Annotated in this window: 20 protein-coding genes; 12 read left to right on the top strand and 8 right to left on the bottom strand. The window is 61.5% G+C overall.

The features are described 5' to 3' along the window. Together AQUI_RS0118735 and AQUI_RS0118730 are read right to left on the bottom strand one after the other, a co-directional pair. Window positions 1-1,029, bottom strand: a complete 1,029-nt coding sequence (locus AQUI_RS0118735) for a patatin-like phospholipase family protein (RefSeq protein ID WP_027258866.1) — start codon at window positions 1,027-1,029, stop codon at window positions 1-3. Window positions 1,030-1,129: 100 nt separating this feature from the next. Next, entirely contained in the window at window positions 1,130-1,903 is a 774-nt protein-coding gene (locus tag AQUI_RS0118730) for a 3-hydroxybutyrate dehydrogenase (RefSeq protein WP_027258865.1), read from the bottom strand. Window positions 1,904-2,226: 323 nt separating this feature from the next. On the opposite strand from AQUI_RS0118730, the gene AQUI_RS0118725 reads away from it, so the two are divergent. The 5 genes from AQUI_RS0118725 (at window position 2,227) to AQUI_RS0118705 (ending at window position 6,462) form a co-directional block, all read left to right on the top strand. After that, window positions 2,227-4,044 (top strand): extracellular solute-binding protein, encoded by a 1,818-nt coding sequence (locus AQUI_RS0118725; RefSeq protein ID WP_027258864.1) that lies wholly within the window; start codon window positions 2,227-2,229, stop codon window positions 4,042-4,044. A gap of 70 nt (window positions 4,045-4,114) precedes the next feature. After that, window positions 4,115-4,951, top strand: coding sequence for an arsenate reductase/protein-tyrosine-phosphatase family protein (locus AQUI_RS0118720; RefSeq protein ID WP_027258863.1), 837 nt, complete (start codon window positions 4,115-4,117; stop codon window positions 4,949-4,951). A 22-nt stretch (window positions 4,952-4,973) separates the two neighbouring features. Next, on the top strand, window positions 4,974-5,450 hold the full coding sequence (locus tag AQUI_RS0118715) for an arsenate reductase ArsC (RefSeq protein ID WP_027258862.1): 477 nt from the start codon (window positions 4,974-4,976) through the stop codon (window positions 5,448-5,450). Continuing rightward, window positions 5,447-6,103, top strand: coding sequence for an aquaporin (locus tag AQUI_RS0118710; protein ID WP_027258861.1), 657 nt, complete (start codon window positions 5,447-5,449; stop codon window positions 6,101-6,103). The genes AQUI_RS0118715 and AQUI_RS0118710 overlap by 4 nt, the downstream gene beginning before the upstream one ends. Before the next feature lie 128 nt (window positions 6,104-6,231). Next, window positions 6,232-6,462, top strand: a complete 231-nt coding sequence (locus AQUI_RS0118705) for a hypothetical protein (protein WP_024090210.1) — start codon at window positions 6,232-6,234, stop codon at window positions 6,460-6,462. A 29-nt stretch (window positions 6,463-6,491) separates the two neighbouring features. On the opposite strand, the gene AQUI_RS0118700 is transcribed toward AQUI_RS0118705, so the two are convergent. Continuing rightward, on the bottom strand, window positions 6,492-7,115 hold the full coding sequence (locus tag AQUI_RS0118700; RefSeq protein ID WP_027258860.1) for a helix-turn-helix domain-containing protein: 624 nt from the start codon (window positions 7,113-7,115) through the stop codon (window positions 6,492-6,494). A gap of 64 nt (window positions 7,116-7,179) precedes the next feature. On the opposite strand from AQUI_RS0118700, the gene AQUI_RS0118695 reads away from it, so the two are divergent. The 4 genes from AQUI_RS0118695 (at window position 7,180) to AQUI_RS0118680 (ending at window position 12,469) form a co-directional block, all read left to right on the top strand. Next, window positions 7,180-8,685, top strand: coding sequence for a class I adenylate-forming enzyme family protein (locus AQUI_RS0118695; RefSeq protein WP_027258859.1), 1,506 nt, complete (start codon window positions 7,180-7,182; stop codon window positions 8,683-8,685). Next, window positions 8,682-9,347 (top strand): DsbA family oxidoreductase, encoded by a 666-nt coding sequence (locus tag AQUI_RS0118690; protein WP_027258858.1) that lies wholly within the window; start codon window positions 8,682-8,684, stop codon window positions 9,345-9,347. The genes AQUI_RS0118695 and AQUI_RS0118690 overlap by 4 nt, the downstream gene beginning before the upstream one ends. A gap of 152 nt (window positions 9,348-9,499) precedes the next feature. Next, window positions 9,500-10,735, top strand: coding sequence for a multidrug effflux MFS transporter (locus AQUI_RS0118685; protein ID WP_245596945.1), 1,236 nt, complete (start codon window positions 9,500-9,502; stop codon window positions 10,733-10,735). Window positions 10,736-10,795: 60 nt separating this feature from the next. Next, window positions 10,796-12,469 (top strand): tetratricopeptide repeat protein, encoded by a 1,674-nt coding sequence (locus tag AQUI_RS0118680; protein ID WP_027258856.1) that lies wholly within the window; start codon window positions 10,796-10,798, stop codon window positions 12,467-12,469. Between the two features lie 57 nt (window positions 12,470-12,526). Here AQUI_RS0118680 and mfd read toward each other — a convergent pair whose 3' ends face one another. Both mfd and AQUI_RS0118670 read right to left on the bottom strand, forming a co-directional pair. Beyond that, the gene (gene mfd, locus AQUI_RS0118675; protein WP_027258855.1) at window positions 12,527-15,991 is read right to left on the bottom strand and encodes a transcription-repair coupling factor; all 3,465 of its coding nucleotides are present in this window, start codon (window positions 15,989-15,991) and stop codon (window positions 12,527-12,529) included. Window positions 15,992-16,035: 44 nt separating this feature from the next. After that, the gene (locus tag AQUI_RS0118670; RefSeq protein ID WP_027258854.1) at window positions 16,036-16,557 is read right to left on the bottom strand and encodes a hypothetical protein; all 522 of its coding nucleotides are present in this window, start codon (window positions 16,555-16,557) and stop codon (window positions 16,036-16,038) included. Window positions 16,558-16,740: 183 nt separating this feature from the next. Between AQUI_RS0118670 and hemB the strand changes: the two genes are divergently transcribed. Next, the gene (gene hemB, locus AQUI_RS0118665; protein ID WP_027258853.1) at window positions 16,741-17,739 is read left to right on the top strand and encodes a porphobilinogen synthase; all 999 of its coding nucleotides are present in this window, start codon (window positions 16,741-16,743) and stop codon (window positions 17,737-17,739) included. 151 nt (window positions 17,740-17,890) lie between these two features. Continuing rightward, window positions 17,891-18,466, top strand: a complete 576-nt coding sequence (locus AQUI_RS0118660; RefSeq protein ID WP_027258852.1) for a lipid-binding SYLF domain-containing protein — start codon at window positions 17,891-17,893, stop codon at window positions 18,464-18,466. A gap of 106 nt (window positions 18,467-18,572) precedes the next feature. Here AQUI_RS0118660 and AQUI_RS0118655 read toward each other — a convergent pair whose 3' ends face one another. Then, window positions 18,573-19,445: an NAD(P)-dependent oxidoreductase gene (locus AQUI_RS0118655; protein WP_027258851.1), complete on the bottom strand. Its 873-nt coding sequence runs from the start codon at window positions 19,443-19,445 to the stop codon at window positions 18,573-18,575. A gap of 116 nt (window positions 19,446-19,561) precedes the next feature. Between AQUI_RS0118655 and AQUI_RS0118650 the strand changes: the two genes are divergently transcribed. Beyond that, a complete protein-coding gene (locus AQUI_RS0118650) occupies window positions 19,562-22,039 on the top strand; it encodes a penicillin acylase family protein (protein WP_027258850.1) in 2,478 nt (825 codons plus the stop codon). 48 nt (window positions 22,040-22,087) lie between these two features. On the opposite strand, the gene hflX is transcribed toward AQUI_RS0118650, so the two are convergent. Both hflX and hfq read right to left on the bottom strand, forming a co-directional pair. Continuing rightward, complete coding sequence (hflX, locus tag AQUI_RS0118645; protein WP_027258849.1) at window positions 22,088-23,359, bottom strand: GTPase HflX; 1,272 nt, start codon at window positions 23,357-23,359, stop codon at window positions 22,088-22,090. Further along, window positions 23,359-23,598 carry an RNA chaperone Hfq gene (gene hfq, locus AQUI_RS0118640; protein WP_005611588.1) on the bottom strand — a complete coding sequence of 80 codons (240 nt, stop codon included), beginning with the start codon at window positions 23,596-23,598 and terminating at the stop codon, window positions 23,359-23,361. The genes hflX and hfq overlap by 1 nt, the downstream gene beginning before the upstream one ends. Window positions 23,599-23,676 lie beyond the last annotated feature (78 nt).

Genomic DNA, 23,676 nt, shown 5'->3' with positions numbered 1-23,676 from the left:
CTAGCAGAACATCGCCGGCAGGTTCGTGGAAGAGCGGACGCCAAGGTTCGCCCCGTCCTTCACCAGGAAAGTATCCGCCGCATCGCGCCCTGCCCGTTTCAGCCGCGCCAGGATCTGCGGCACAGGAAACAATTTGGTGGTGACAGAAAGCTGCGTCATCAGATCATCATCGGCAATCATGTGAACCCTAACCTGCTTCATCCGCCCGGGCTCAAGCGTGCCATCCTCCAGCAACCGCTGCACAAAATTGATAGCACGCAGCTCCCGCAGCAATGACGAGTTAAAGCTTATCTCATTCACCCGGTTGCGGATCTGCTGCGGCGTCTTCGGAATTTCCCCGCGCTCCAGCGGATTGATGTTCACAATCACAACATCCCCCGGCAACTCTGCACGGAACAGCGGAAACAGCGCCGGATTGCCAGTAAACCCGCCATCCCAATAGGCCTCCATCCGGCCGGTCTCCGGATCCTCAATTTCCACCGCCTGGAACATATCCGGCAGGCAGGCGGAGGCGAGAATGGCATCGGTGCTGATCCCGGCGCCCTCAAAGATCCGGATCTTGCCTGTGCGCACACAGGTCGCGCAGACAAACAGCTCCGGTCCGGCCCCGGCACAGACGTCATAAAAGCAGAACTGATCGACAACATCCTGCAGCGGGTTCTTGTAAAACGGTCCGTAGTGATAGGGGGAAATCATCTGGCTCATGGTTTCCAGCGGCGAGAATGGCATGGCAGCCTCCACCGCGCCGGTCCAGGCCACCGCATCAAACCGGGTCAGCCAATGGGCAAAGCGCATGTCGCCCACCGCCCCCATCTGCGCCCACAGATTGTCCAGCGCCGCCTTAGCGCCCTCGCGCCCGCCCTGAACCATGCCGGATTTGAAAGCCGCGCCATTCAAAGCACCAGCCGAGGTGCCGGTGATCCCGGCCACCTCAACACCTTCATCCTCCAGCAGCCGGTCCAGCACACCCCAGGTAAACGCGCCATGCGCGCCGCCGCCCTGCAGGGCCAGATTAATGCGTTTCACCAAAATACACCTGCCCCTTTCACCTTTGTGAAAATACTCCGGGGGTGAATTGCCCCCTTGGGGCAAGAGGGGCCGGCCCCCTCCCGCCGCTTCCACGTAGCGCCTAGAGCGCCGTCCAGCCGCCGTCGACACTCAGCGTGGTACCGGTGATCTGCGCCGCTGCGTCCGAACACAGGAACACCGTGGTGCCGCCCAGCTGTTCCACAGTGGCAAATTCGCGGCTCGGCTGGCGCTCCAACATCACCTTTTTGATCACCTCTTCCCGGCCCATGTTGTATTTCTCCATGGTGTCCGGGATCTGCGCCTCGACCAGCGGCGTTAGCACATAGCCCGGGCAGATCGCGTTGCAGGTGATGGGATCTTCCGCGGTTTCCAGTGCCACCGTTTTGGTCATGCCCACCACCCCGTGCTTGGCCGCCACATAGGCTGCCTTAAACGGCGAGGCCGTCAGCCCGTGCGCCGAGGCGATATTGACGATCCGCCCCCAGCCAGACGCGCGCATTCCAGGCAAGGCCGCCGCCATGGTGTGGAAATTCGAATTCATGTTGATCGCAATAATCGCGTCCCATTTGTCCTGCGGGAACGCATCGATCGGCGCTACATGCTGAATACCTGCATTGTTGACCAGAATATCGCAGGCGCCGGCCTGCTCAATCAGCGACCGGCAATCCGCCCCTTTGGACATATCGGCCTGAATGTACTGGGCGTTGACGCTGAATTCACGGGCGAGCTCTGCTGCCAGCGCGTGATCCTCGTCCCGGTCGGTGAACGAATTCAGCACCACATCGGCCCCTGCCCGCGCCAGTTCGCGTGCAACCCCCAGGCCTATGCCCGAATTCGATCCGGTGATAACGGCGGTCTTCCCTTGCAAGGACATCGGCAATTTTCCCTCGGCTGAATGAAACTGGCGCCACTGTGCCATGCTGCAGATGCAAAAGAAACGCGTAAGACTACGGATCTCCCCTTGCAACGCAGGGGCATTTCCCGTCAGAGGCAGTCTGCAAATGTCCAAAAAAAACGCCCGCACAAGGCGGGCGTTAGTTATTGAGGCAGGTTTCATACAGGCAAGAAACCTATCGAGCAGTGATCCCTTTATAAGCAATTTCCGGCTTTCGTCCAAGCTAAAAGTTTGAAAAGACGAAAAAGCGCACGTAGCGTGCAGAGGCAAGAAAATAAGGGCAGAGCGGGATTGTTGTGAAACTGCGAAAAGAAAATTTCCTGAATCTCCGTGCGGCACTGACCGGAATCACCTTGGCTTTTGCTGCGAATTTTGCGCAGGCAGAATCGGGTCATGGCATAGCTATGTATGGGGCGCCTGCGCTGCCACCGGATTTTGTGTCTTTACCCTATGCCAACCCCGATGCCCCTAAAGGCGGCAAGGTTGTTTTTGGCAATACCGGCGGCTTTGACACGCTGAACCCATTCACCCTTAAGGGGACCGCGCCGTGGCAGCTTCGGTTCTGGGGATACGAGAGCCTGATGGGCCGCTCCTGGGATGAGCCGTTCACGCTTTACGGTCTCCTAGCCGAATCGATTGAGGTGCCCGAGGACCGCTCCTGGGTCGAATTCACCCTTCGCGAGGAGGCGCGATTCTCCGATGGCAGCCCGGTAACCGTCGAGGATGTGATCTGGTCCTATGAGACATTGGGTACCCAAGGCCACCCGCGCTACCGCGGTTTCTGGACCAAAGTGGCGCAGATTGAACAGACCGGACCGCGCAGCCTGCGCCTGACGTTCAATACCGAAGACCGGGAGCTGGCGCTGATTGCCGGAATGCGCCCGATCCTTAAGAAAGCGCAATGGCAAGGCAAGGACTTCGGCACGGATACGGTAGCAGGCGCGCCTGTCGGCACCGGCGCCTATGTGGTGACGGAGTTCGAACCCGGCCGCTTTGTCACCCTGGCGCGCAATCCGAATTACTGGGGCAAGGATTTGCCATTGCACCGCGGCACCCGGAACTTTGATGAGCTGCGCATCGACTTCTTTGGCGACGCAACCGTGCTGTTTGAAGCCTTCAAGGCAGGCGGGCTGAGCGCGGTGCGCGAATTCAACGCCGACAAATGGGACGGCGTCTATAATTTCCCGGCCGTGACCCGCGGCGATGTGGTCAAAAGCGAAATCCCGCATCAGCGCCCATCCGGCATGACAGGACTGGTGATGAACACCCGCCGCGCGCCTCTGGATGACTGGCGCGTTCGCGAGGCACTGCTTTTGGCGTTCAATTTCGAATACATCAACGGTACGGTGACCGGCGGCGTCCAGCCTCGGATCACCTCCTATTTCTCCGGGTCCGGGCTTGGCATGCAGCCTGGTGCGGCCGCCGGCAAGGTCCGCACCCTGCTGGAACCTTTTGCGGATACGCTGCCGCCGGGCACTCTGGAGGGGTACACCCTGCCTCAGGGCGACGGCAGCAAGCGCAACCGCGGCAATCTGCGCAAGGCGATGAAACTGCTGGAGGACGCGGACTGGACCGTCGTTGGTGGCATTTTGCGCAACAGTGAAGGCATGCCCCTGGAACTGACCGTTCTGATCCGCCAGGGCGATGGCGAGATGAAGACAGTCGCTGAGATCTACGCCCGCGCACTTGAGCGGCTGGGCATCACGCTGAGCGCGGAAACCGTCGATAATGCGCAGTATGCGGAACGCGAGAACGCCTATGGCTTCGACCTTACCCGTTACCGCCGGGAGCTATCGCTGAGCCCCGGAAACGAACAGCGTTACTACTGGGGCAGCGACGGCGTCACTCAGCCCGGCAGCCGCAACCTGATGGGCATGGACAGCCCCGCTGCCGAAGCGATGATCGATGCCATGCTGACAGCCAAGGATCCCGAGGATTTCACTGCCGCCGTGCGGGCGCTAGACCGGGTTTTGACCGCAGGGCGCTATGTCATTCCGTTCTGGAGGTTCGATGCGGGGCGGATTGCCCATGTCAAGGAAATGCGGTTCCCGGAATACCTGCCGATCTACGGCGACCGGACCGGGTTCATGCCGGATGTCTGGTGGTATCAAACAGACTGACGCCCTGATCTGCGGCAGTCGCAGGCCGGGGCAGTTGACTTGCGGTAATTAATTCCGTATTTCGTGAATTATGGAATTAATTACCGCAGACAAACTCAGCGCCCTGGCCCACCCGAACCGGCTGGCCCTGTTCCGCCTGCTGATGCGGCGGTATCCGGACGCCGTTCCGGCGGGTGAGATCGCCTCGGCGCTGGATTTCAAGCCCAACACCGCCTCAGCCTATCTGTCGGTTCTGAAACAGGCCGGGCTGATCAGCCAGCGGCGGACTGGCACCTCTCTTATGTACACCGCTGACCTGCCAGGCTTACGCGGCATGTTTGATGATCTGCTGTCCGGCTGCTGCCGGAACCGGCCCGATATCTGCATCCCTGTCACGAGTGAAGAAAAGATCATGCCAACGTCCGAGCGTCCGTTTAACGTCCTATTCATCTGCACAGGGAATTCCGCCCGGTCACTGCTGGCAGAATCCATCCTGAACCGGTCCGGCGGCGGCAGATTCCGCGCCTACTCAGCAGGCACCAGTCCTTCTTCATCTGGCCCGCGCCCCGAAGTAATCTCTCTGCTACAGGCCAAAGGCTATGACATCAGCGCCTTGCATTCCAAGGATCTGGATGAATTCTCCGTGGCAGGCGCGCCTGGCATGGATTTCATCTTCACCGTCTGCGACCACGCCGCCAACGAGGAATGCCCGGCCTGGCCCGGCCAGCCGATGAGCGCCCATTGGGGGCTGGCAGATCCGGTCAAGGCGACAGGCACCGATGCCGAACGGCGCCTGGCCTTCCAACAAGCCTATGGGCTGCTGCGCAACCGGATCAAAGCCTTTGCGGCGCTGCCCTTTGACACACTCGACCGCATATCCCTTCAGCATCAGGTTGATGGCATCGGCCGCGTGAATTCTTCCGACTAACCCTATAGAACGGTCAAAACCCATGAACATTCTTGTCCTCTGCACGGGCAACTCCGCCCGCTCCATCCTGCTGGAGTCGATCTTCAACACCCTTGGCACTGGCCGCATCCACGCGTTTTCTGCAGGCTCCAACCCCACCGGCAAGGTGCATCCGCAATCACTTGAGCTGCTGAAAGAACTCGGCCATGGCACCGCGGGCGCCCGCTCCAAAAGCTGGGATGAGTTTGCCGCTGAAGACGCACCGGAAATGGACATGGTGATCACCGTCTGCGCCTCAGCCGCGGGCGAAACATGCCCGATCTGGCCCGGTGCCCCGGTTCGTGCGCATTGGGGCGTCGCAGATCCGGCTGCCGCGGGCCAGCCGGATTGGGACACCGCCTTTCGCGCGGCTTATGCCACGCTGGAAAAGCGCGCCAAGGCGCTGCTGGAATTTCCGTTTGAATCCATGAACGCAACCGAGCTGTCACAGCAGCTCAAGCGGATTGGAGAGATCGTATGACCGGGCAGAAACTTCTGGCCGAAGGGCTGGGCACCGCGATGCTGCTGATTGGCGTGGTCGGCTCCGGCATCATGGCCGAGACTTTGGCGAACGGAAACATCGCCCTGGCCCTGCTGGCCAATGCGATTGCCACCGGCTGCATGCTCTATGCGATCATCAATACCCTGGGCCCAATTTCCGGCGCCCATTTCAACCCGGCGGTGACCCTTGCCTTTGCCCTGCGCGGCGAACATGAATGGCGCGCGGTGGCGCCTTACATTCTGGTCCAGATCGGCGGCGGCATTCTGGGGGTCTGGGCATGCCATGCAATGTTCGATCTTGCGATTTTGCAAAGCTCCGGAACCATGCACCGTACCGGAACCGCGCAGTGGTTTTCCGAAATCCTGGCCACATTCGGCCTGCTGTTCGTGATTTTCGGCGGGCTGCGGTCGCGTCCCGATACGGTGCCAGCCCTGGTTGGCATCTACATCACAGGCGCCTATTGGTTCACCTCCTCGACCAGCTTTGCCAACCCGGCGGTGACCATCGCGCGTGGCTTCAGCGACACCTTCGCAGGCATCTATCCCGGCCACATTCCGATGTTCATCGTGATGCAGCTGATCGCGGTGGGTGCTGGCCACATTGTCCTGCGCAGGCTGTTTGCAAAAACCTGAACACCGGCAGAATCCCGCTTAACACGGCGGCCCTGGGCAGATGCCCTGGGGCTGTCGTTACCAAACAGCCGAAAAGATGCTAGCATGAGGGTCCACAACCATAATCCGTTTGTCAGGGAGGCCCCCCAATGCCTGTACAGACAGCAGCTGCCAGCTGGATTGACAGGATGCCCCGCATCAAACAGCGCTTTCCGCATCTGAAAGCCAGCAACGCGCCGTCACTCGTGGATGACCGGGACAGATTTGTTGCCTATCTGGCCCGCACCCATCACCTCACCTTGAACGAAGCCAGGGAGGAAGTGGACGATTTCCTCTATATCGAAAGCCTGCTGAGAGAATTGGACGGGCGGCCGCACTAGCAGCCCAGCCCCTGAGACAGGTCTTAAGATCAAGCCAGTGAAGTCACCCAGAGGATCATAGCATCTTCGGGGCTGACAGATATGACATTGTGCCCCATGGCCGCGTCGTAATAGGCGCTGTCACCGCGGCGCATTTCGATCGGCTCATAAAATTCCGTGTAAAGCTTGACCACCCCGGTCAGCACATACAGGAATTCCTCGCCGTCATGGCGCACCCAGCCGTCAAATTCATCCAATGACCGCGCCCGCACCCGCGCCCGGTAGGGCAGCATCTGCTTGCGCGACAGACCGTCCGCCAGCAGCTCGTGCTCATATGTCGCGGTGGCATGGGCCGAACCGTCACCTGATTTGGTCACCGTCATCCGCCCGTTCACCTGATCGCGCTGCGGCTGGGTAAACAGCTGCGGCACCGAGATCTGAAGGCCCACCGCCAGCTTCTTAAGCGCCTCGTAAGTCGGCGACATCTGGCCATTTTCGATCTTGGACAAGGTCGAGCGCGCCAACCCGGCCTGATTGGCAGCGTGTTCCAGCGTCCAATCCCGCGCCTTGCGCAGTTCGCGCACGCGCGCGCCCAGGTCCAATGGCTCTGCTTCGTCATCTCCGCCGTTTGCACGGGCGATGGTAATCAGGGACTTCGGGTCACGGCTTGTCATAGCCACTCTATAAGCCGCACCTGCGCAGCTTGCAACGCAGGACGGCGCGGGCTAGCCAATTGCCATGCTGTCCGTTTTTGATCAGGGGCCGTTTGCGCCCTGCCCTTCGCCTTTCAATCTCGCGGCCCATGTGCTGCGCCATGCCCGTCGGCTGGCGGCCAAGACCGCGCTGTCGGTTCTCGCGGGCGATGCCTGCGAAGACTGGAGTTATGCCCGGCTTGAAGCAGCGGTGCGCGGAACCGGAACAGGGCTGCTCAAGGCGGGATTGAAACCTGGAGATATTGTGCTGATGAGGCTGGGGAACACGGTTGAGTTTCCCATTGCCTACCTCGGCGCCATTGCCGCCGGACTGGTGCCGGTGCCCACCTCATCCCAATTGACAGCGCCCGAAACCGCCCGGATGATTGCAGATCTGAACCCGGCAGCGGTGCTGCGCGACCCGGCTGTGCCCTGCGCGAGTCACCCGCTGCAGATCAGTACGGCCCGCTTGCTGGATATGCACCGCTTGCTTCCCTGCGACTACGCCTTTGGAGACCCGGAGCGGCTCGCCTATGTGGTCTACACCTCAGGCACCAGCGGAAATCCGCGCGCCGTCTCCCACGCCCACCGGGCAGTTTGGGCGCGGCAGATGATGGTGGAGGGCTGGTACGGTCTGACGCAGGACGACCGGCTGCTGCATGCGGGTGCTTTCAACTGGACCTACACACTGGGCACCGGACTGCTGGATCCCTGGACGGCGGGTGCAACGGCGCTGATCCCGCAGCCCGGAACCCCGCCTGATGACCTGCCCGCGCTGCTGCGCCGGCACCGTGCAACCCTTTTTGCCGCCGCTCCAGGCGTCTACCGGAAACTCCTGCGCGCCGGCCCGCTCGAATTGCCGGACTTGCGGCATGGGCTTTGCGCTGGTGAAAAGCTCTCCCGCCAGCTGCACGCTGCCTGGAGCACCGCAACAGGCAGCGGATTGTTTGAGGCTTTCGGCATGTCGGAATGCTCCACCTTCATCTCCTCTTCACCGTCCCGCCCTGCACAGGACGGGGCGCTGGGGCAGCCGCAATCCGGCCGCAAAGTGGCTATTCTGGGCGCTGACGGACCGGTTCCAACGGGGGAGGAAGGCACCATCGCCATCCACCGCTCAGACCCGGGGCTGACGCTTGGCTATCTGAACGCGCCTGAAGAAACCGCCGCCCGCTATCAGGGGGATTGGTTCCTGACCGGTGATCAGGGCGCAATGACCAGCGACGGGCAAGTCCGCTATCTGGGCCGCGCTGACGACATGATGAATGCGGGCGGCTACCGGGTGTCCCCGATCGAGGTTGAAACGGCTTTGGCGGCCCATCCCGGCATCACTCAGGCCGGCGCCGCAGCGGTGGAGGTGAAGCCGGACACTTTTGTCATCGCGGCCTTCTATACCGGTCCCAAAGAGTTGAACGCCGCAGAACTGCAGGCCTTTGCATCCCAGCGCCTGGCCCGTTACAAGCAGCCCCGCGCTTATGTCCATCTCGACGTCCTGCCTGCAGGCGCCAATGGCAAACTGCTGCGCCGCGCCCTGCCCGCCCTGTTCAAAGGATGACCCAAATGACCACTGTCAAACTCGACATCCTGTCGGACCCGATCTGCCCCTGGTGCTATATCGGCAAGACCCATCTGGACAAGGCGCTGGCCGAGGTTCCGGATCATCCCTTTGTCATTGAATGGCATCCGTTTCAGCTGAACCCCGACATGCCGCGCGAAGGCATGGACCGGCGCGACTACCTGGAGCGCAAGTTCGGCGGCAAAGACGGCGCGGTTAAGGCTTATGCGCCGGTGGTGGAACACGCCGGAAACGCTGGGCTGACCATCAATTTCGAGGCGATGACGCGCACGCCAAACACTCTGGATGCGCACCGGCTGATCCATTGGGCCGGAATTGAGGGCAAGCAGACCGAGGTGGTGGATGCCTTGTTCCAAGCCTACTTTGTGGACGCCAAGGACATCGGCGACCACACAGTTCTGGCCGGCGTCGCACGCGAGGCCGGAATGGATGCAGATGTCGCCGCACGCCTGCTGCAAGGCGACAGCGACGTTCAGGCCATCCAGGACCGCGACGCCCATTCCCGCAAGATGGGGGTAAGTTCGGTGCCGACCTTCATTGTCGCCAGCCAGCACGCCGTGCCCGGTGCCCAGCCGCCGGAACTGTGGAAGCAGGTGATCAAAGACATCCAGCAGCAGCTGAAAGACGCAGAGGCCGAATAACCTCGCGGCAAACTGTTTAGCATCGCAACAATGCACAGTTTGCTGTGCAGCCGGGCGCTGGCCCGGTATGCGGATTCGTGATAGCGGAACCGGACAGCTCCCGGACCGGCCTTATTCCCCGGAAACATCTGAAGAGCTGTTAGAGGTTTCAAATGTCACAACCCCAGGTTCACACTCCGGCCCACGGCATGGCCAAGGCCGAATTCATTGCGCTGATCGCGATGATGTTTGCCACCATTGCGTTTTCCATCGACGCGATGCTGCCCGCCCTGCCCGAAATCGGCCAGGCACTTAGCCCGGATGACATTAACCGCGCCCAGCTGGTGCTGACTTCTTTTGTGCTGGGCATGGGCATCGGCACGTTTTTTACCGGCCCGCTGTCTGATGCCTTTGGCCGCAAGACTGTCATTGCCGGCGGTGTTGCGCTGTACATCGCAGCATCTGCCGTCGCCTGGAAGGCGCAATCGCTGGAGCTGCTGCTGGCCTCCCGCATTGTCATGGGGCTGGGTGCCGCCGGGCCGCGGGTTGTCGGCATTGCCATCGTGCGGGACCTGTACGCGGGCCGGGAAATGGCCCGGATGATGTCGATTGCAATGATGATTTTCACTCTTGTGCCCGCCTTTGCACCGATGCTGGGCGCGGGCATCATCGCGTTCTCCAGCTGGCGCGGTATCTTTCTGGCCTTTGCCGTTTTCGCCATCCTCATCGTGATGTGGATGGGTCTGCGCCTGCCGGAGACTCTGGCAGCAGAAAACCGCCGCCCCTTCCGCCTGCCGCTGCTGCTGGGAGCCGTGAAAGAGATGTTCGCCCACCCCGCCGTGCGCCTGTCTATTCTGGTTCAGACCCTTTGCCTGGGAATGCTGTTCACCATGCTGACGATGGTGCAGCAGGTCTATGACGTGATCTTTGACCGCGCCGGCAGCTTCCCGTTCTGGTTTGGATTTGTGGCGCTGATGGCGGGCACTGCCAGCCTGCTGAATGCAGCCATTGTTGTCCGCGTTGGGATGCGCCGGATCGTGACCTGGTCCTTGGCCGCGCAATGCTGCATTTCTGCTGTGATGCTGGTGCTCAGCGGACAGGCGCTGCCGGAGACGCTGCTGTTTGGCCTGTTCGTTGCTTGGCAGACCAGCGTGTTCTTTCTGGCGGGCACAACCCTTGGAAATCTCAACGCCATCGCGATGGAGCCGATGGGCCATATCGCCGGCATGGCGGCCTCGGTGATCGGTGCGATCTCCACCGTTCTGGCCGCTGCCATTGCGGCACCGGTGGGCCTGCTGTTTGACGGATCACTGCTGCCGCTGGCTGCCGGTTTGCTGACAATGGCCGGCCTTGCGTTCCTGCTGATGCTGCAAATGGCACGGGCAGAGGCGCAACTGCCCGCCGAATAACCACCTTGTCCGGATAGAAGCCTCTGCTTAACCTCGCCAAATACTTGGGGAGGTTTTTTCATGGGCTATGATTACGATCTCGGCAGCCATTCCTGCCCAGTAACGGCCGCTTCTCCAGAGGCGCAGATATGGTTCGACCGCGGCCTGATCTGGACCTACGGCTACAACCACGAGGAAGCGGTCAGGTGTTTCAAGCAGGCGTTAGGGTATGATCCCGGCTGCGCCATGGCCCATTGGGGCGTGGCCTATGCAACCGGCCCGAATTACAATCTGCCCTGGAACTTGCGGGACGGCAAAGGCCGTGCCGAAGACCTGGCAGAGGCCTATGATGCCGCCCAAGCCGCGTTGGCTTGTTTAGTGGGCTGCACAGAGGTCGAGCGGCAGCTGATCCTTGCCCTTCAGGCCCGCTACCCCCAGCGGGAGGCCGCCGAGGACATGCACATCTGGGACTATGCCTTTGCCGACGCCATGCGCGCGGCCTTTACCGCCTGCCCGGATCATCTGGACCTGCGCACGGTCTATGCCGAAAGCCTGCTGAATTTGACGCCTTGGAAGATGTGGGATCTGAAAACCGGCAAACCCGCCGCCGGTGCGGCCACGGTGGAGGCACAGGACGTGCTGGAATGGGCGATGAGGAATGATCCCCGCGCCATGCAGCACCCCGGCCTGCTGCATCTATACGTGCATTTGATGGAGATGTCGCCAACGCCTGAAAAGGCGCTGAAAGCCGCCGATGTGTTGCGCACACTGGTGTCGGATGCCGGCCATCTTGTGCACATGCCGACCCATATCGACGTGCTGTGCGGCGATTACCACAATGTGGTGCATTGGAACCAAAAGGCGATTGAGGCCGACCTGAAGTACTACCAGCGCAAGGGCGCCTTCAACATCTACACCGGCTACCGCCAGCACAATTACCACTTCGTCATCTTCGGCGCGATGTTTCTGGGGCAGATCGAACCGGCCTTGCAGGCCAATCAGGGCATTCTGGACACCACCCCGGAACAGATGCTGCGGATCGAAAGCCCGCCGATGGCAGATTACTTTGAAAGTTACATGGCCATGCACCCGCATATTCTGGTTCGTTTCGGCCGCTGGGAAGAGGCCATAGCGCTGGAGCTGCCGGAAGACCCGGAGCTTTATTGCACACTGGCGGCCAATACCCATTACGCCCGCGCCATCGGTTTTGCCGCAACCGGCCGCGTGGCAGAGGCCGAAGCAGAGGAGCAGCTGTTCCTGGCTGCCAAAGCACGGGTGCCGGACACCCGCATGATGCACAACAACAGCGTGGCCGACCTGCTGGAGATCGCAACGGAGATGCTGCGCGGCGAGATTGAATACCGCAAGGGAAATTTTGACGCCGCCTTTGCCCATCTGCGCCGCTCGGCAGAGCTGGACGACAACTTGCCCTATGATGAGCCCTGGGGCTGGATGCAGCCCACCCGCCACGCGCTGGGGGCGTTGCTGTTTGAGCAAGGTCAGGTGGAAGAAGCCGAGGCGGTGTACCGCGCCGATCTGGGTCTTGACGGCACGCTGCCGCGTGCATCGGTCCATCCGGATAACATCTGGAGCCTGAAGGGACTACACGATTGCCTGAAGTCCCGCGGAGAACCTATTGAAATCCGACACATTAAACAGAATCTGGATCTGGCGCTTTCCCGTGCCGACCGGGCGGTGGGCGCGTCCTGTTTCTGCGCACAGGCAGCGATGAAACCGGACAACTGCAGCGGCTGAGCAAAATTTCTTCGAAGAAATTTGCCAAGGAAATTCGAATTTCCTTGGCTCCAAGTGTCAGGCTTTCGCTTTTGCCTTGGCCTTTTTCTTCTCTGCCACGACTTTCTCTGCCAGGTCGCGGGCAATGGCAAAGGCGCCCTTGATTTTGTCGCTGTCTTTCTTCCAGTCCCGGCGCACAACGATTTTGTTGTCCTTGACCTTGGCCAGCCCATTCTGTCCCTGGATGAACTCCACAAGCCCCTGGGGCGAGGCGAATTTGTCATTGTGGAACTGAATTGTGGCGCCCTTCGGCCCGCCATCCATCTTGGCAATCCCGGCCCGCTTGCACATCCCCTTGATGCGCACCACCAGCATCAGCGTGTTGACCTCCTTGGGCAGTTTCCCGAAACGATCGATCAGTTCAGCGGCAAAACCCTCCAGCTCCACTTTGGTCGACAGCGACGACAGGCGGCGGTAAAGGCCCAGGCGTACATCCAGATCCGGCACGTAGTCCTCCGGGATCAGCACCGGCACACCCAGATTGATCTGCGGCGCCCATTGCTCATCCGCGTCAGACAGGCCCTCCATCTCTCCTGCCTTGATCTTGGCAATCGCCTCCTCCAGCATCGACTGGTACAGCTCATAGCCCACATCGCGCATCTGGCCGGACTGTTCCTCACCCAGCAGGTTCCCGGCGCCCCGGAGATCAAGGTCTTGGGAGGCCAAGGTAAAGCCGGCGCCCAGCGTATCGAGCGAGCCCAGCACCCGCAGGCGTTTCTCGGCTGCGGGCGTCAGCCGCTGGCGCGGTTTGGTCGTAAGGTAAGCATAGGCGCGGGTTTTCGACCGCCCCACCCGGCCCCGGATCTGATAGAGCTGCGACAGGCCAAACATGTCGGCGCGGTGCACAACCATCGTGTTGGCGGTCGGAATATCCAACCCGCTTTCCACAATCGTCGTCGCCAGCAGCACGTCGTATCTGCCGTCATAAAACGCATTCATCCGGTCATCGAGCTCCCCCGCTGCCATCTGCCCATGCGCCACCACATAAGTGAGTTCAGGCAGTTGAGCCTGCAGGAACGCCTCGACATCCGGCAGATCGGTGATCCGTGGGACCACATAGAAGCTTTGCCCGCCGCGGTAATGCTCGCGCAGCAGCGCCTCGCGGATGGAGACGCTATCGAATTCGCTCACATATGTGCGGATCGCCAGACGGTCCACCGGCGGGGTGCCAATGATCGACAGGTCCCGCACACCCGTCAGCGACAGCTGCAGTGTGCGCGGGATCGGTGTCGCGGTCAGGGTCAGCACATGGATGTCGCTGCGCAGCTGCTTCAGCCGCTCCTTGTGGCCAACACCAAAGTGCTGCTCCTCGTCGATGATGAGCAGACCGAGGTTCTGGAACTTGATGTTTTTGGCCAGCACCGCGTGAGTGCCGATAACAATATCTACGGTTCCCTTGGTAAGCCCTTCGCGCGTTTGGCTCGCCTCTTTTGATGTAACAAAGCGAGACAATTGCCTGACATGCAATGGAAACCCACGGAACCGTTCGGCAAAGGACGCGGCGTGCTGGCGTGCCAGCAGCGTGGTCGGTGCCACAACCGCCACCTGCAAGCCGGACATGGCCGCAACAAAGGCGGCGCGCATTGCCACCTCGGTTTTGCCAAAGCCCACATCGCCGCAAATCAGCCGGTCCATCGGCTGGCCTGAGTGCAGATCCTCCATCACGTCCTCAATGGCGCTCAGCTGGTCGTCGGTCTCCTGATACGGGAAGCGGGCCGAGAATTCTTCCCAGGCATGCGGCGGCGGGTCCATCACCGGCGCCTTGCGCAAGGCGCGCTCGGCAGCGATGCGGATCAGCTTGTCCGCCATCTCGCGGATGCGTTCCTTGAGCTTGGCCTTCTTGGCCTGCCAGGCGCCGCCGCCCAGCCGGTCCAGCAGGCCTTCGTCATGGCCGTATTTGGACAGCAGTTCAATGTTTTCGACCGGCAGGTACAGCTTGGACGCTTCGGCATATTCCAGCAGGATGCATTCATGCGCAGCACCCGCTGCGGTCACCACTTCCAGCCCTTTGTAGCGGCCGATCCCGTGGTCCACATGCACCACCAGATCGCCAGGGCTGAGCGATTGCGTCTCGGTCAGGAAGTTCTCGGCCTTGCGGCGTTTCTTGGGCGCCCGGATCAGCCGGTCACCCAGCACATCCTGCTCCGAGATCACGGTCATATCCGGCGCCTGGAACCCGTGTTCCAGCGCCCAGACCGCCAGATGCAGACCGCTTTTGCCGATCCGCGTGCCATCCATCACCGGGATCGCCCCGGCCAGGCCCTCGTCCTCGATCAGCCCGGACAAGCGTTCCCGCGCGCCTTCGGAATAGGAGGCGATTAGCACCGGCCCCTCCAGCATCCGCGCCTTAATGTGGGATGCCAAAGTCCCGAAAAGACTGATGCTTTCCTGCTGCCGCTCCGGCGCGAAGTTACGTCCGATACGCCCGCCCGCATCCACGGTGCCGGGGCCCGAGGCTTGCGGCAGCGGATGCAGTTGCACCACACGGTGCTCTGCTGATGCAGCCTCCCAGGCTGCGTCGTCCAGATACAGCAGGCCCGGCGGCGTGGGTTTGTAGACGGTATCAATCCGTCCCTTTTGCGCCATCGCGTGCTTGCGGGTTTCGAACTGGTCCTCGATGGTGTCCCAGCGCGCCAGCCGCGCCGGTGTCACCTGATCATCCAGCGTCACCGTCGCCTGCGGCAGGTAGTCGAACAGGGTTTCCAGCTTTTCATGGAAAAACGGCAGCCAATGCTCGATGCCTTGATGCTTGCGGCCTGCGCTGACGGCTTCATAGAGCGGATCATCGGTGCCGGCAGCGCCGAATTCGATCCGGTAGTTCTGCCGGAACCGGGTGATCGCCGCCTCGTCCAGGATCACCTCGGAAACCGGCGCCAGTTCCACCACCTCCAGCTTCTCGGTGGTGCGTTGCGAGGCCGGATCGAACCGTCGCGCGCCATCCAGCACATCGCCGAACAGATCCAACCGGACCGGGCCGCCTTCCCCTGGCGGGAAGATGTCGATGATGCCGCCGCGCACCGCATAGTCACCCGGCTCCATCACCGTCGGGCTTTGGGTGAACCCCATACGCACCAGGAAGTTGCGCAACGCGCCTTCGTCAATCCGGTGATCGACACGGGCGGTAAAGGCCGCCTCGCGCAGCACATCGCGCGCAGGCACCCGCTGGCTGGCGGCATTCAACGTGGTCAGCAGCACAAACTGCTTGGGCATCTGATGCACCAGGGCCGCCAGCGTGGCCATCCGCGCAGCCGAGATATCGGCGTTCGGCGATACCCGGTCATATGGCAGGCAGTCCCAGCCGGGAAAGACAAACACCGGCATCTCAGGTGCGAAAAAGGCAAGTGCCGACCGCATTGCCTCCATCCGCTTGTCGTCACGCGCCACATGCAGAACCGGTGCGCCGGATTTCTGCACTTCCTTCAGGATCAGCCGGGCATCAAACCCTTCGGGCGCGCCGCCCATGGTGATTGCACGCTGTGCCATGCCTTATCCTTTCCGGGTGTCCTCAATCGGTCTCAGCCCGCCTGTTAAAATGCCCCGATGGTCAGGTTTTGATACATGCCCCAGAACGCGGTGACCACAATGGAGATGACCCCGACGACCTGCACATAGAGCCGGCAAAACGCCAATCTTTTGCGCAGAACCTCGCCCGTGGCACCTTCCTGCGAGATCCGGCGCGCGGTCAAAAAGCTGATCAGCCCGACCACAGCCATTGGAAACACCAGCAGGAATACCGCTTGGGCAATCTCCAGCAGAAACACAAAGCCAAGCACGGCCAGGCCGGACATCATAAAACAGGACAGCGCCACCATCCAAGGGCCGGAAACCTCAGCGATGTACAGTAAACGGTTCACGTTGACACGGACAATATCCTCCAGGTCGCGTTCCGCCTGGCCGCCGTTTCGCTGGGCTCGCTGGACCATGTCATAAGGAACCCCAAGGATCCAATGGCTGGCCGTCGACCACAGCACCGCCAGTGCAATCCAGTACCACAGGTTGGAGAATGACCGCAGCTCAATCATCTCATAGATAATATGAAGCAGATCCACGCCAGCCCCCTGTTCTGCCCGCAGATCTTCGGGCTGGAATTTGTCAACCGGCCCTATATCAACCGGGAAGCGCGCGCAGGCAAGCCCTGCCTGCAGCACAAGTTTTCCGGCGCGGCGATTGTGCCCCTTGTTCCGGGGGCCGCTTCCATGCCACCCATGGGCAAGCCAAAACGAGAGACCGCCATGAAGCCCACCGTCGCGCCCTTTCCCGCCGCCCGCCTGCGCCGCACCCGTGCCAGTCAGGCCATCCGCAATCTGGTGCAGGAAAACACTCTGACCCCTGCCGATTTCATCTGGCCGGTGTTTGTCCGCGAGGGGGAAGGCCAGGAAGAACCGATCAGCTCAATGCCCGGCGTGATGCGCCGCTCGGTCGACAAGATCGCCGAGACCGCGGTTGATGCGCAGGCGCTGGGGATCCCGGCGATCTGCCTGTTTCCCTACACCGATTCCTCGCTCAAGACCGAGGAATGCGCCGAGGCCTGGAACCCGGACAACCTGACCAACCGGGCCATCCGCGCGATCAAGGACGCGGCGCCGGATATCGCGGTGATGACCGATGTGGCGCTGGACCCTTACAATATCAACGGCCACGACGGCTATGTTGTGGACGGCGAGATCGTCAATGACGCCACTGTCGAGGCGCTGGTCAAGATGACCCTTGCCCAGGCCGATGCAGGTGCCGATATCATCGGACCGTCCGACATGATGGACGGGCGGATTGGTGCGATGCGCAGCGCGCTGGAAAAGGCCGGCCACCACAATGCGGCGATCCTGTCCTACTCGGCCAAATACGCTTCAGGCTACTATGGGCCGTTCCGCGATGCCGTTGGTGCCTCAGGTGCGCTGAAGGGCGACAAGAAGACCTATCAGATGGATCCGGCCAACAGCGATGAGGCGCTGCGGCTGATCGAACGCGACCTGCTGGAAGGCGCCGACATGGTGATGGTCAAACCGGGGATTGCATACCTGGACATATGTCACCGGGTGAAATCCGCCTTTGGCGTGCCGACCTATGCCTATCAGGTCTCGGGCGAATACGCGATGATCCAGGCCGCAGCGCAAAACGGCTGGATTGACGGCGAACAGGTGATGATGGAAAGCCTGATGGCCTTCAAACGGGCGGGCTGCAACGGCATTCTGACCTATTTCGCGCCCGCCGCGGCCAGGCTGCTGAACGGTTGACCCTGCCAAATGCCGCGGTTGCGGATCACTTCAGCGGGAAGCCGCCGCTGTCCGGCTGGCAGCGGATGACAGGCAGCGGTTTTCCGCGTATACATTTGCCCAGAGCCGGAGCATACCGGCCTTGGAGCAAATCATTACAGGCACCTGAGAAATGAGCAGTTTTTCCTCTTCCCGCATGACCCGCCGCGGTTTTGCCCTGACCGCCCTGGCCGGCGCCGGCGTTACCGCCGCCTGCGGCAACGGCGTCGGCAACAGCAACGGCGCCAAGATCGACGCCCGCGTCGACGCAACACTGAACCAGATGTACAGCCAGTACCCCAACACCCGCACCCTGGCAGATAAGGCAACAGGCATGCTGGTGATGCCGCTGGTCACCGAGGCAGGCTTTGTCTTTGGCGGCGCCTTCGGCCGCGGCGCCCTGCAGATCAACGGTGTGACCGTGGATTACTACTCCACCGTCAAAGGCAACGCAGGCCTGCAGATCGGCGCCCAGCAATATGCCCATGTTCTGTTTTTCATGACCGAAGACGCGCTGGCCGGCTTCCGCCGCTCCACCGGCTGGGCCGCCGGGGCCGATGTGGAATATGTGATCAAGGATGAAGGCAACGCGCTGACCGCTGACACAAATACGCTCACTTCCCCAGTGCTGGCTGTGGTGTTCGGCCAAGCCGGCTTGCGCGTCGGTGCCACGCTGGAAGGCACCAAATACACCCGTATCATCCCCTAATTGATCCGGGACGCGGCCGTGGCTCACAGCCTGCGCTTCTTTCTGGTTGGAAATACCTCCGCCGGAGGCATGGCCTTTCCCGCAGGAAAGGCCATTTTCGCTTGTCTCAATCCAGTTTGCGCAGCCGCTTGAACAGCGAAGAGGTGTCCCAGCGCCCACCGCCCATCTTTTGCACGTCCTTGTAAAACTGATCCACCAAGGCAGTCACCGGCAGGCTGGCACCGGTTTCATCCGCTGCATCCAGACAGATGCCCAGATCCTTGCGCATCCAGTCCACCGCAAAGCCATGATCAAAGTGATCGTCCAGCATGGTCTCGTAACGGTTGGCCATCTGCCAGCTGCCGGCCGCGCCCTGGCTGATCACTTCAACCACCGAGTGCCCGTCCAATCCAGCCCTCTCTGCAAAATGCAGCGCCTCGCTCAAGCCTTGAACAAGCCCGGCAATAGCGATCTGGTTACACATCTTCGTCAGCTGCCCAGCTCCGCTGCCACCGATCCGGCGGCAGATTTTGGAGTAGGCATCAATCACTGGCTCAACCCGGGAGTAAGCGCCCTCATCACCGCCGCACATCACTGACAGCACGCCGTTTTCCGCCCCTGCCTGGCCGCCGGAAATCGGTGCGTCAACAAAGAACACGCCTTTCTCCTCTGTGGCGCCATAGAGTTCCCTGGTCACGGTTTCCGACACCGTCGTGTGATCAACAAACACCGCCCCTTCGCCCATCCCGGCAAAGGCGCCATCCGCCCCTAGGCAGACCGAACGCAGATCGTCGTCATTTCCAACGCAGGCCATTACAAACTCTGCCCCCGCTGCAGCCGCCCGCGGTGTGGCGCCGAACCGGCCGCCGTGCTCGGCAGCCCAGGCCTTGGCCTTGGCCTCGGTGCGGTTGTAGACGGTGACTTCATGGCCTGCGGCCTGCAGGTGCCCGGCCATCGGATAGCCCATGACACCCAGCCCTAGAAACGCGATTTTTGCCATCTGCTTTTCCCTTGATCTGTCTTCGCTTATGTTGGCGCCAACCCTAACACCGCCGCCACGGGGCGCAATCTGCCTGGCGGCTGGAAATGACAAAACCCAAGGGAAAACAACCGCTGATGGGACATCTTTTCCGCTGGCTTCTGCGCATTGCTGCCAGCCTGATTCTGCTGAGCGTTCTGGCCGCTGCGCTGGTCTATTACCTCGCTTCGCAGTCACTGCCTGAATACGACAAGGAACTGGCCCTGCCCGGCCTTTCCTCGCCGGTCGAGATTGTCCGCGACAACGCCAATGTGCCGCATATCTTCGGCAGTTTCGGCGCCAGCGACGAGGATGTCTACTTCGGCCTCGGCTATGCCCATGCTCAGGACCGCCTGTGGCAGATGGCAGTGATGCGGCGTACGGCCAAGGGCCGCCTGTCGGAAATCTTCGGCACCCGCACGGTTGAGACCGACACATATCTGCGCCGGCTGGATATCTACCGTCTGGCGCAGGAGTCTGTGGCCGTGCAGTCGCCCGAGGCACTGGCCGCGCTCAAGGCCTATGCCGCCGGCGTCAACGCCCGCCTTCAGGAGATCAATGAAGACGCGCTTGGCCGCGGTGCGCCCGAGATGTTCCTGTTCAACATGCCGGTTGCGCCCTGGCAGCCCGCCGACAGCATCGCAATCATGAAGCTGATGGCGCTGCAGCTGTCCGGCCACATGAAGGAAGAGATTCTGCGCGCCCGGACTTCGTTGGCACTGGATGATGCCGCCAGGATCAAGGACATCCTGCCGGATGCGCCGGGCAAAGGCCTGACTGCCCTGCCTGAATATGCAGCACTGGTTCCCGGCGTCCGGCAGTTCGCCGCTGCCATGCCCGCAGAGGAAGACAGCCTGCTGTTCCCGGTTGCTCCGCGCGGGCTGGCCGGTGCCTCCAACGCCTGGGCCGCCGCCCCCAGCCGTTCGACGGCGGGCGGCACGCTTTTGGCCAATGACCCGCACCTGGGCCTCAGCGCGCCCGGCGTCTGGTATCTGGCACGGCTTGAACTGGGCACCGGCGGGGTGATCGGCGGCACCATCCCCGGCATCCCGGCGGTAATCACGGGGCGCTCTGACGTGCTGGGATGGGGCGTGACCTCGTCTTATCTTGACGACCAGGACTTGTTTATCGAACGTCTCAATCCGGAAAATCCTCAGGAGTATCTGAGCGTTGAAGGGTATAAGGATTTCATCTCCCGCCCGTCGATCATCAAGATCAAGGATCAGGCGCCGGTTACTCTGACACTGCGCTGGACAGACAATGGCCCTGTCCTGCCCGGCTCAATGTTCAAGCTGGCTGAAATCACCCCGCCCGGCCATGTGGTATCGCTCAGCTGGACCGTTCTTAGCCCCAAGGACACCTCGATGACTGCCGCCATCAACCTGATGCGCAGCACCTCGGTTCAGGACGCGATCACGGCCGGCGAAGGCTTCATCGCTCCATCGCAGAACCTGACGCTTGCGGACAGGGAAACCATTGCGCTTAAGACAGTCGGCGCCTTCCCCGTCCGTGACATTGCCCACCAAAGCAAGGGCCGCATGCCCAGCCAGGGCTGGCGCCCGGAAAACCAATGGCAGGGCCGCGCGCCTTACGCCGAGAACCCGGAATTTCTCGCCCCCGCAGGCGGCATCCTCGGCAATACCAACAACAAGATCCTGGACCGCCCCTTCCCGAAACACGTCTCCTTTGATTGGGGCGACACCCAGCGCATTCACCGCTGGCAAAAGCTGATGCAAAACCGCGAGGTGCATACCCGCGACAGCTTTATCGAGGCGCAATTGGACACGGTTTCCTACACCGCCCGCACCTTGCTGCCGCTGATCGGCGCCGACCTGTGGTTCACCGGCGAAGCCGCGCCTGCAGGCACCCGCGAACGCCAGCGCCAGATTGCCTTGACCCTGCTGTCGGAATGGAACGGCGAAATGAACGAGCATCTGCCCGAACCGCTGATCTATGCGGCCTGGCTGCGGGCGCTGCAAGCCCGGCTGATCACTGATGAACTGGGTCCGGTGGCAAAGACCTTCCGCCATGTTGAGCCGTTGTTCATCGAACGGGTCTACCGCGATGTGGAGGGTGCCGCCGTCTGGTGCGACGTGCGCCAAAGCGCTCCGGAAGAAAGCTGTACTGATATGGCCCGACTGGCACTGGATGATGCTCTGATCTGGATCGAAGAACGCTATGGCACCGCGCTGGAGTCGCTGCGATGGGGCGATGCGCATCAGGCCACGCAGGACCACCCGGTGCTGGGCGAAGTGCCGCTGCTGCGCTATTTCGTGAACATCCGCCAGTCCACCAGCGGCAGCGACAACACTCTGCAGCGCGGCAAAAGCTCGGGCAAGGGACCGGACCCTTTCCAAAACACACACGCCGCCGGCTACCGCGGGGTCTATGACTTCGCCGACCCCGACAGTTCAGTCTTTGTCGTATCAACCGGCCAATCCGGGCATCCATTGTCGCGCTACTATGACGACATGGCCCAGCTCTGGCGGCGCGGCGAATACATTCCCATGTCTCTGGACGAGGATCTGGCCCGCGCCGCAGCTGTCGGCGTCACCCGGATCACCCCGAGGCAATAAAAAACGGGCGCTGCGGCGCCCGCTTCATTTCAGCACAACGGGAGGTCTTCACAGCCTCTCGAATTTCGCCTTCTGCCGGTCGGTCCACAGAACTGTGATGTCGAAACCGGTCTCAGTCTGTTCTTCGCTCTGAACCAGATCTTCCTTGAACAGCCAAGCGCGCTGCTTTCCTTGGGCAAAGCTGAGGTTCAACTGCTCCTCATGCCGCACGCCCTGCAACTGCTCAGCAACATCGGCCAGCAACCCATCCAGCCCCTCGCCCGTCAAGGCCGAGATCGCATGGATTCCGCCCTCACGTTCCGCACGCTGGCGGCGGGCTTCGGCGTCCTCCTCAGGCAACTGGTCCAGCTTGTTCCAGACCTCGATTCGGGCGCGGTTTTCATCCACCCCCAATGAGGCCAGGATCGCCTCCACGTCCTTGGCCTGCTGCTCGCTTTCATCATGGCTGATGTCGCGCACATGCAGGATCACATCGGCCGCCAGAACCTCCTCCAGCGTGGCCCGGAAAGCCGCGACCAGCTCGGTCGGCAGGTCCGAAATAAAGCCTACGGTGTCGGACAGGATCACCTCCGGCCCATCGGGGATCTGGACCCTGCGCATGGTCGGGTCCAGGGTGGCAAAGAGCATGTCTTTGGCCATCACCTCAGCCCCCGTGAGCCGGTTGAACAGCGTCGACTTCCCTGCGTTGGTGTAGCCCACCAGCGCCACAATCGGATACGGCACCTTGGCGCGCGAGGCGCGGTGCAGGGTCCTGGTCTTCACCACCTTGTCCAATTGCCGCCGCAAGCGCACCAGCTGATCGTCGATAGCACGGCGGTCAGCTTCGATCTGGGTTTCGCCGGGTCCGCCGACAAAGCCCAATCCGCCGCGCTGGCGCTCCAGGTGGGTCCAGGCCCGCACTAGCCGGGTCCGTTGATAGCTGAGCGCCGCCATTTCGACCTGCAGCACGCCTTCACGGGTGGCCGCGCGATCCGAGAAGATCTCAAGGATCAGCCCGGTCCGGTCGAGGATCTTGACCTTCCAGGCTTTTTCCAGATTGCGCTGCTGCACCGGGGACACCGACCCGTCGATCAGGACCAGTTCCACCTCATTCGCTTTCAGAATGCCTGCCAGCTCTTCGATCTTGCCAGAGCCGAACAGCATCCCCGCATGCGCCTTGGGCAGGCGCACCACGTTGGAGCCGATCACATCGAGATCGGGCAAGGCCGCTGCCAGCGCAACGGCCTCCTCAAGCGCGGGACCTGCGTCGCGGCGCCTGCTGTCGGATTTGATTTCCGGATGCAGCACCCAGGCGCGGGTGCGCGTCCTTTCATGCTCCATCAATTGGAGTCTTCACCCTCATAGAGACTGATCGGCTGGGCCGGCATGATGGTCGAAATCGCGTGTTTGTAGACCAGCTGCGACTGTCCGTCGCGGCGCAGCAGCACGCAGAAATTGTCGAACCAGGTGATCACACCCTGCAGCTTGACCCCGTTGATCAGAAAGATTGTAACCGGAACCTTGGTTTTGCGAACGTGATTCAGGAAGGCATCCTGAAGATTCTGTCTGTCCGAAGCCATTTTTTATTATCTCGCCTTTGTTCTTGCCGCGCGCTGCGGACCAGCACGCACATTAAATTCAGTATGGACGGAGAAAAT

Source organism: Leisingera aquimarina DSM 24565, assembly GCF_000473165.1.
GTDB lineage: Bacteria > Pseudomonadota > Alphaproteobacteria > Rhodobacterales > Rhodobacteraceae > Leisingera > Leisingera aquimarina.
This window is presented reverse-complemented; position numbering and strand designations above follow the sequence as displayed.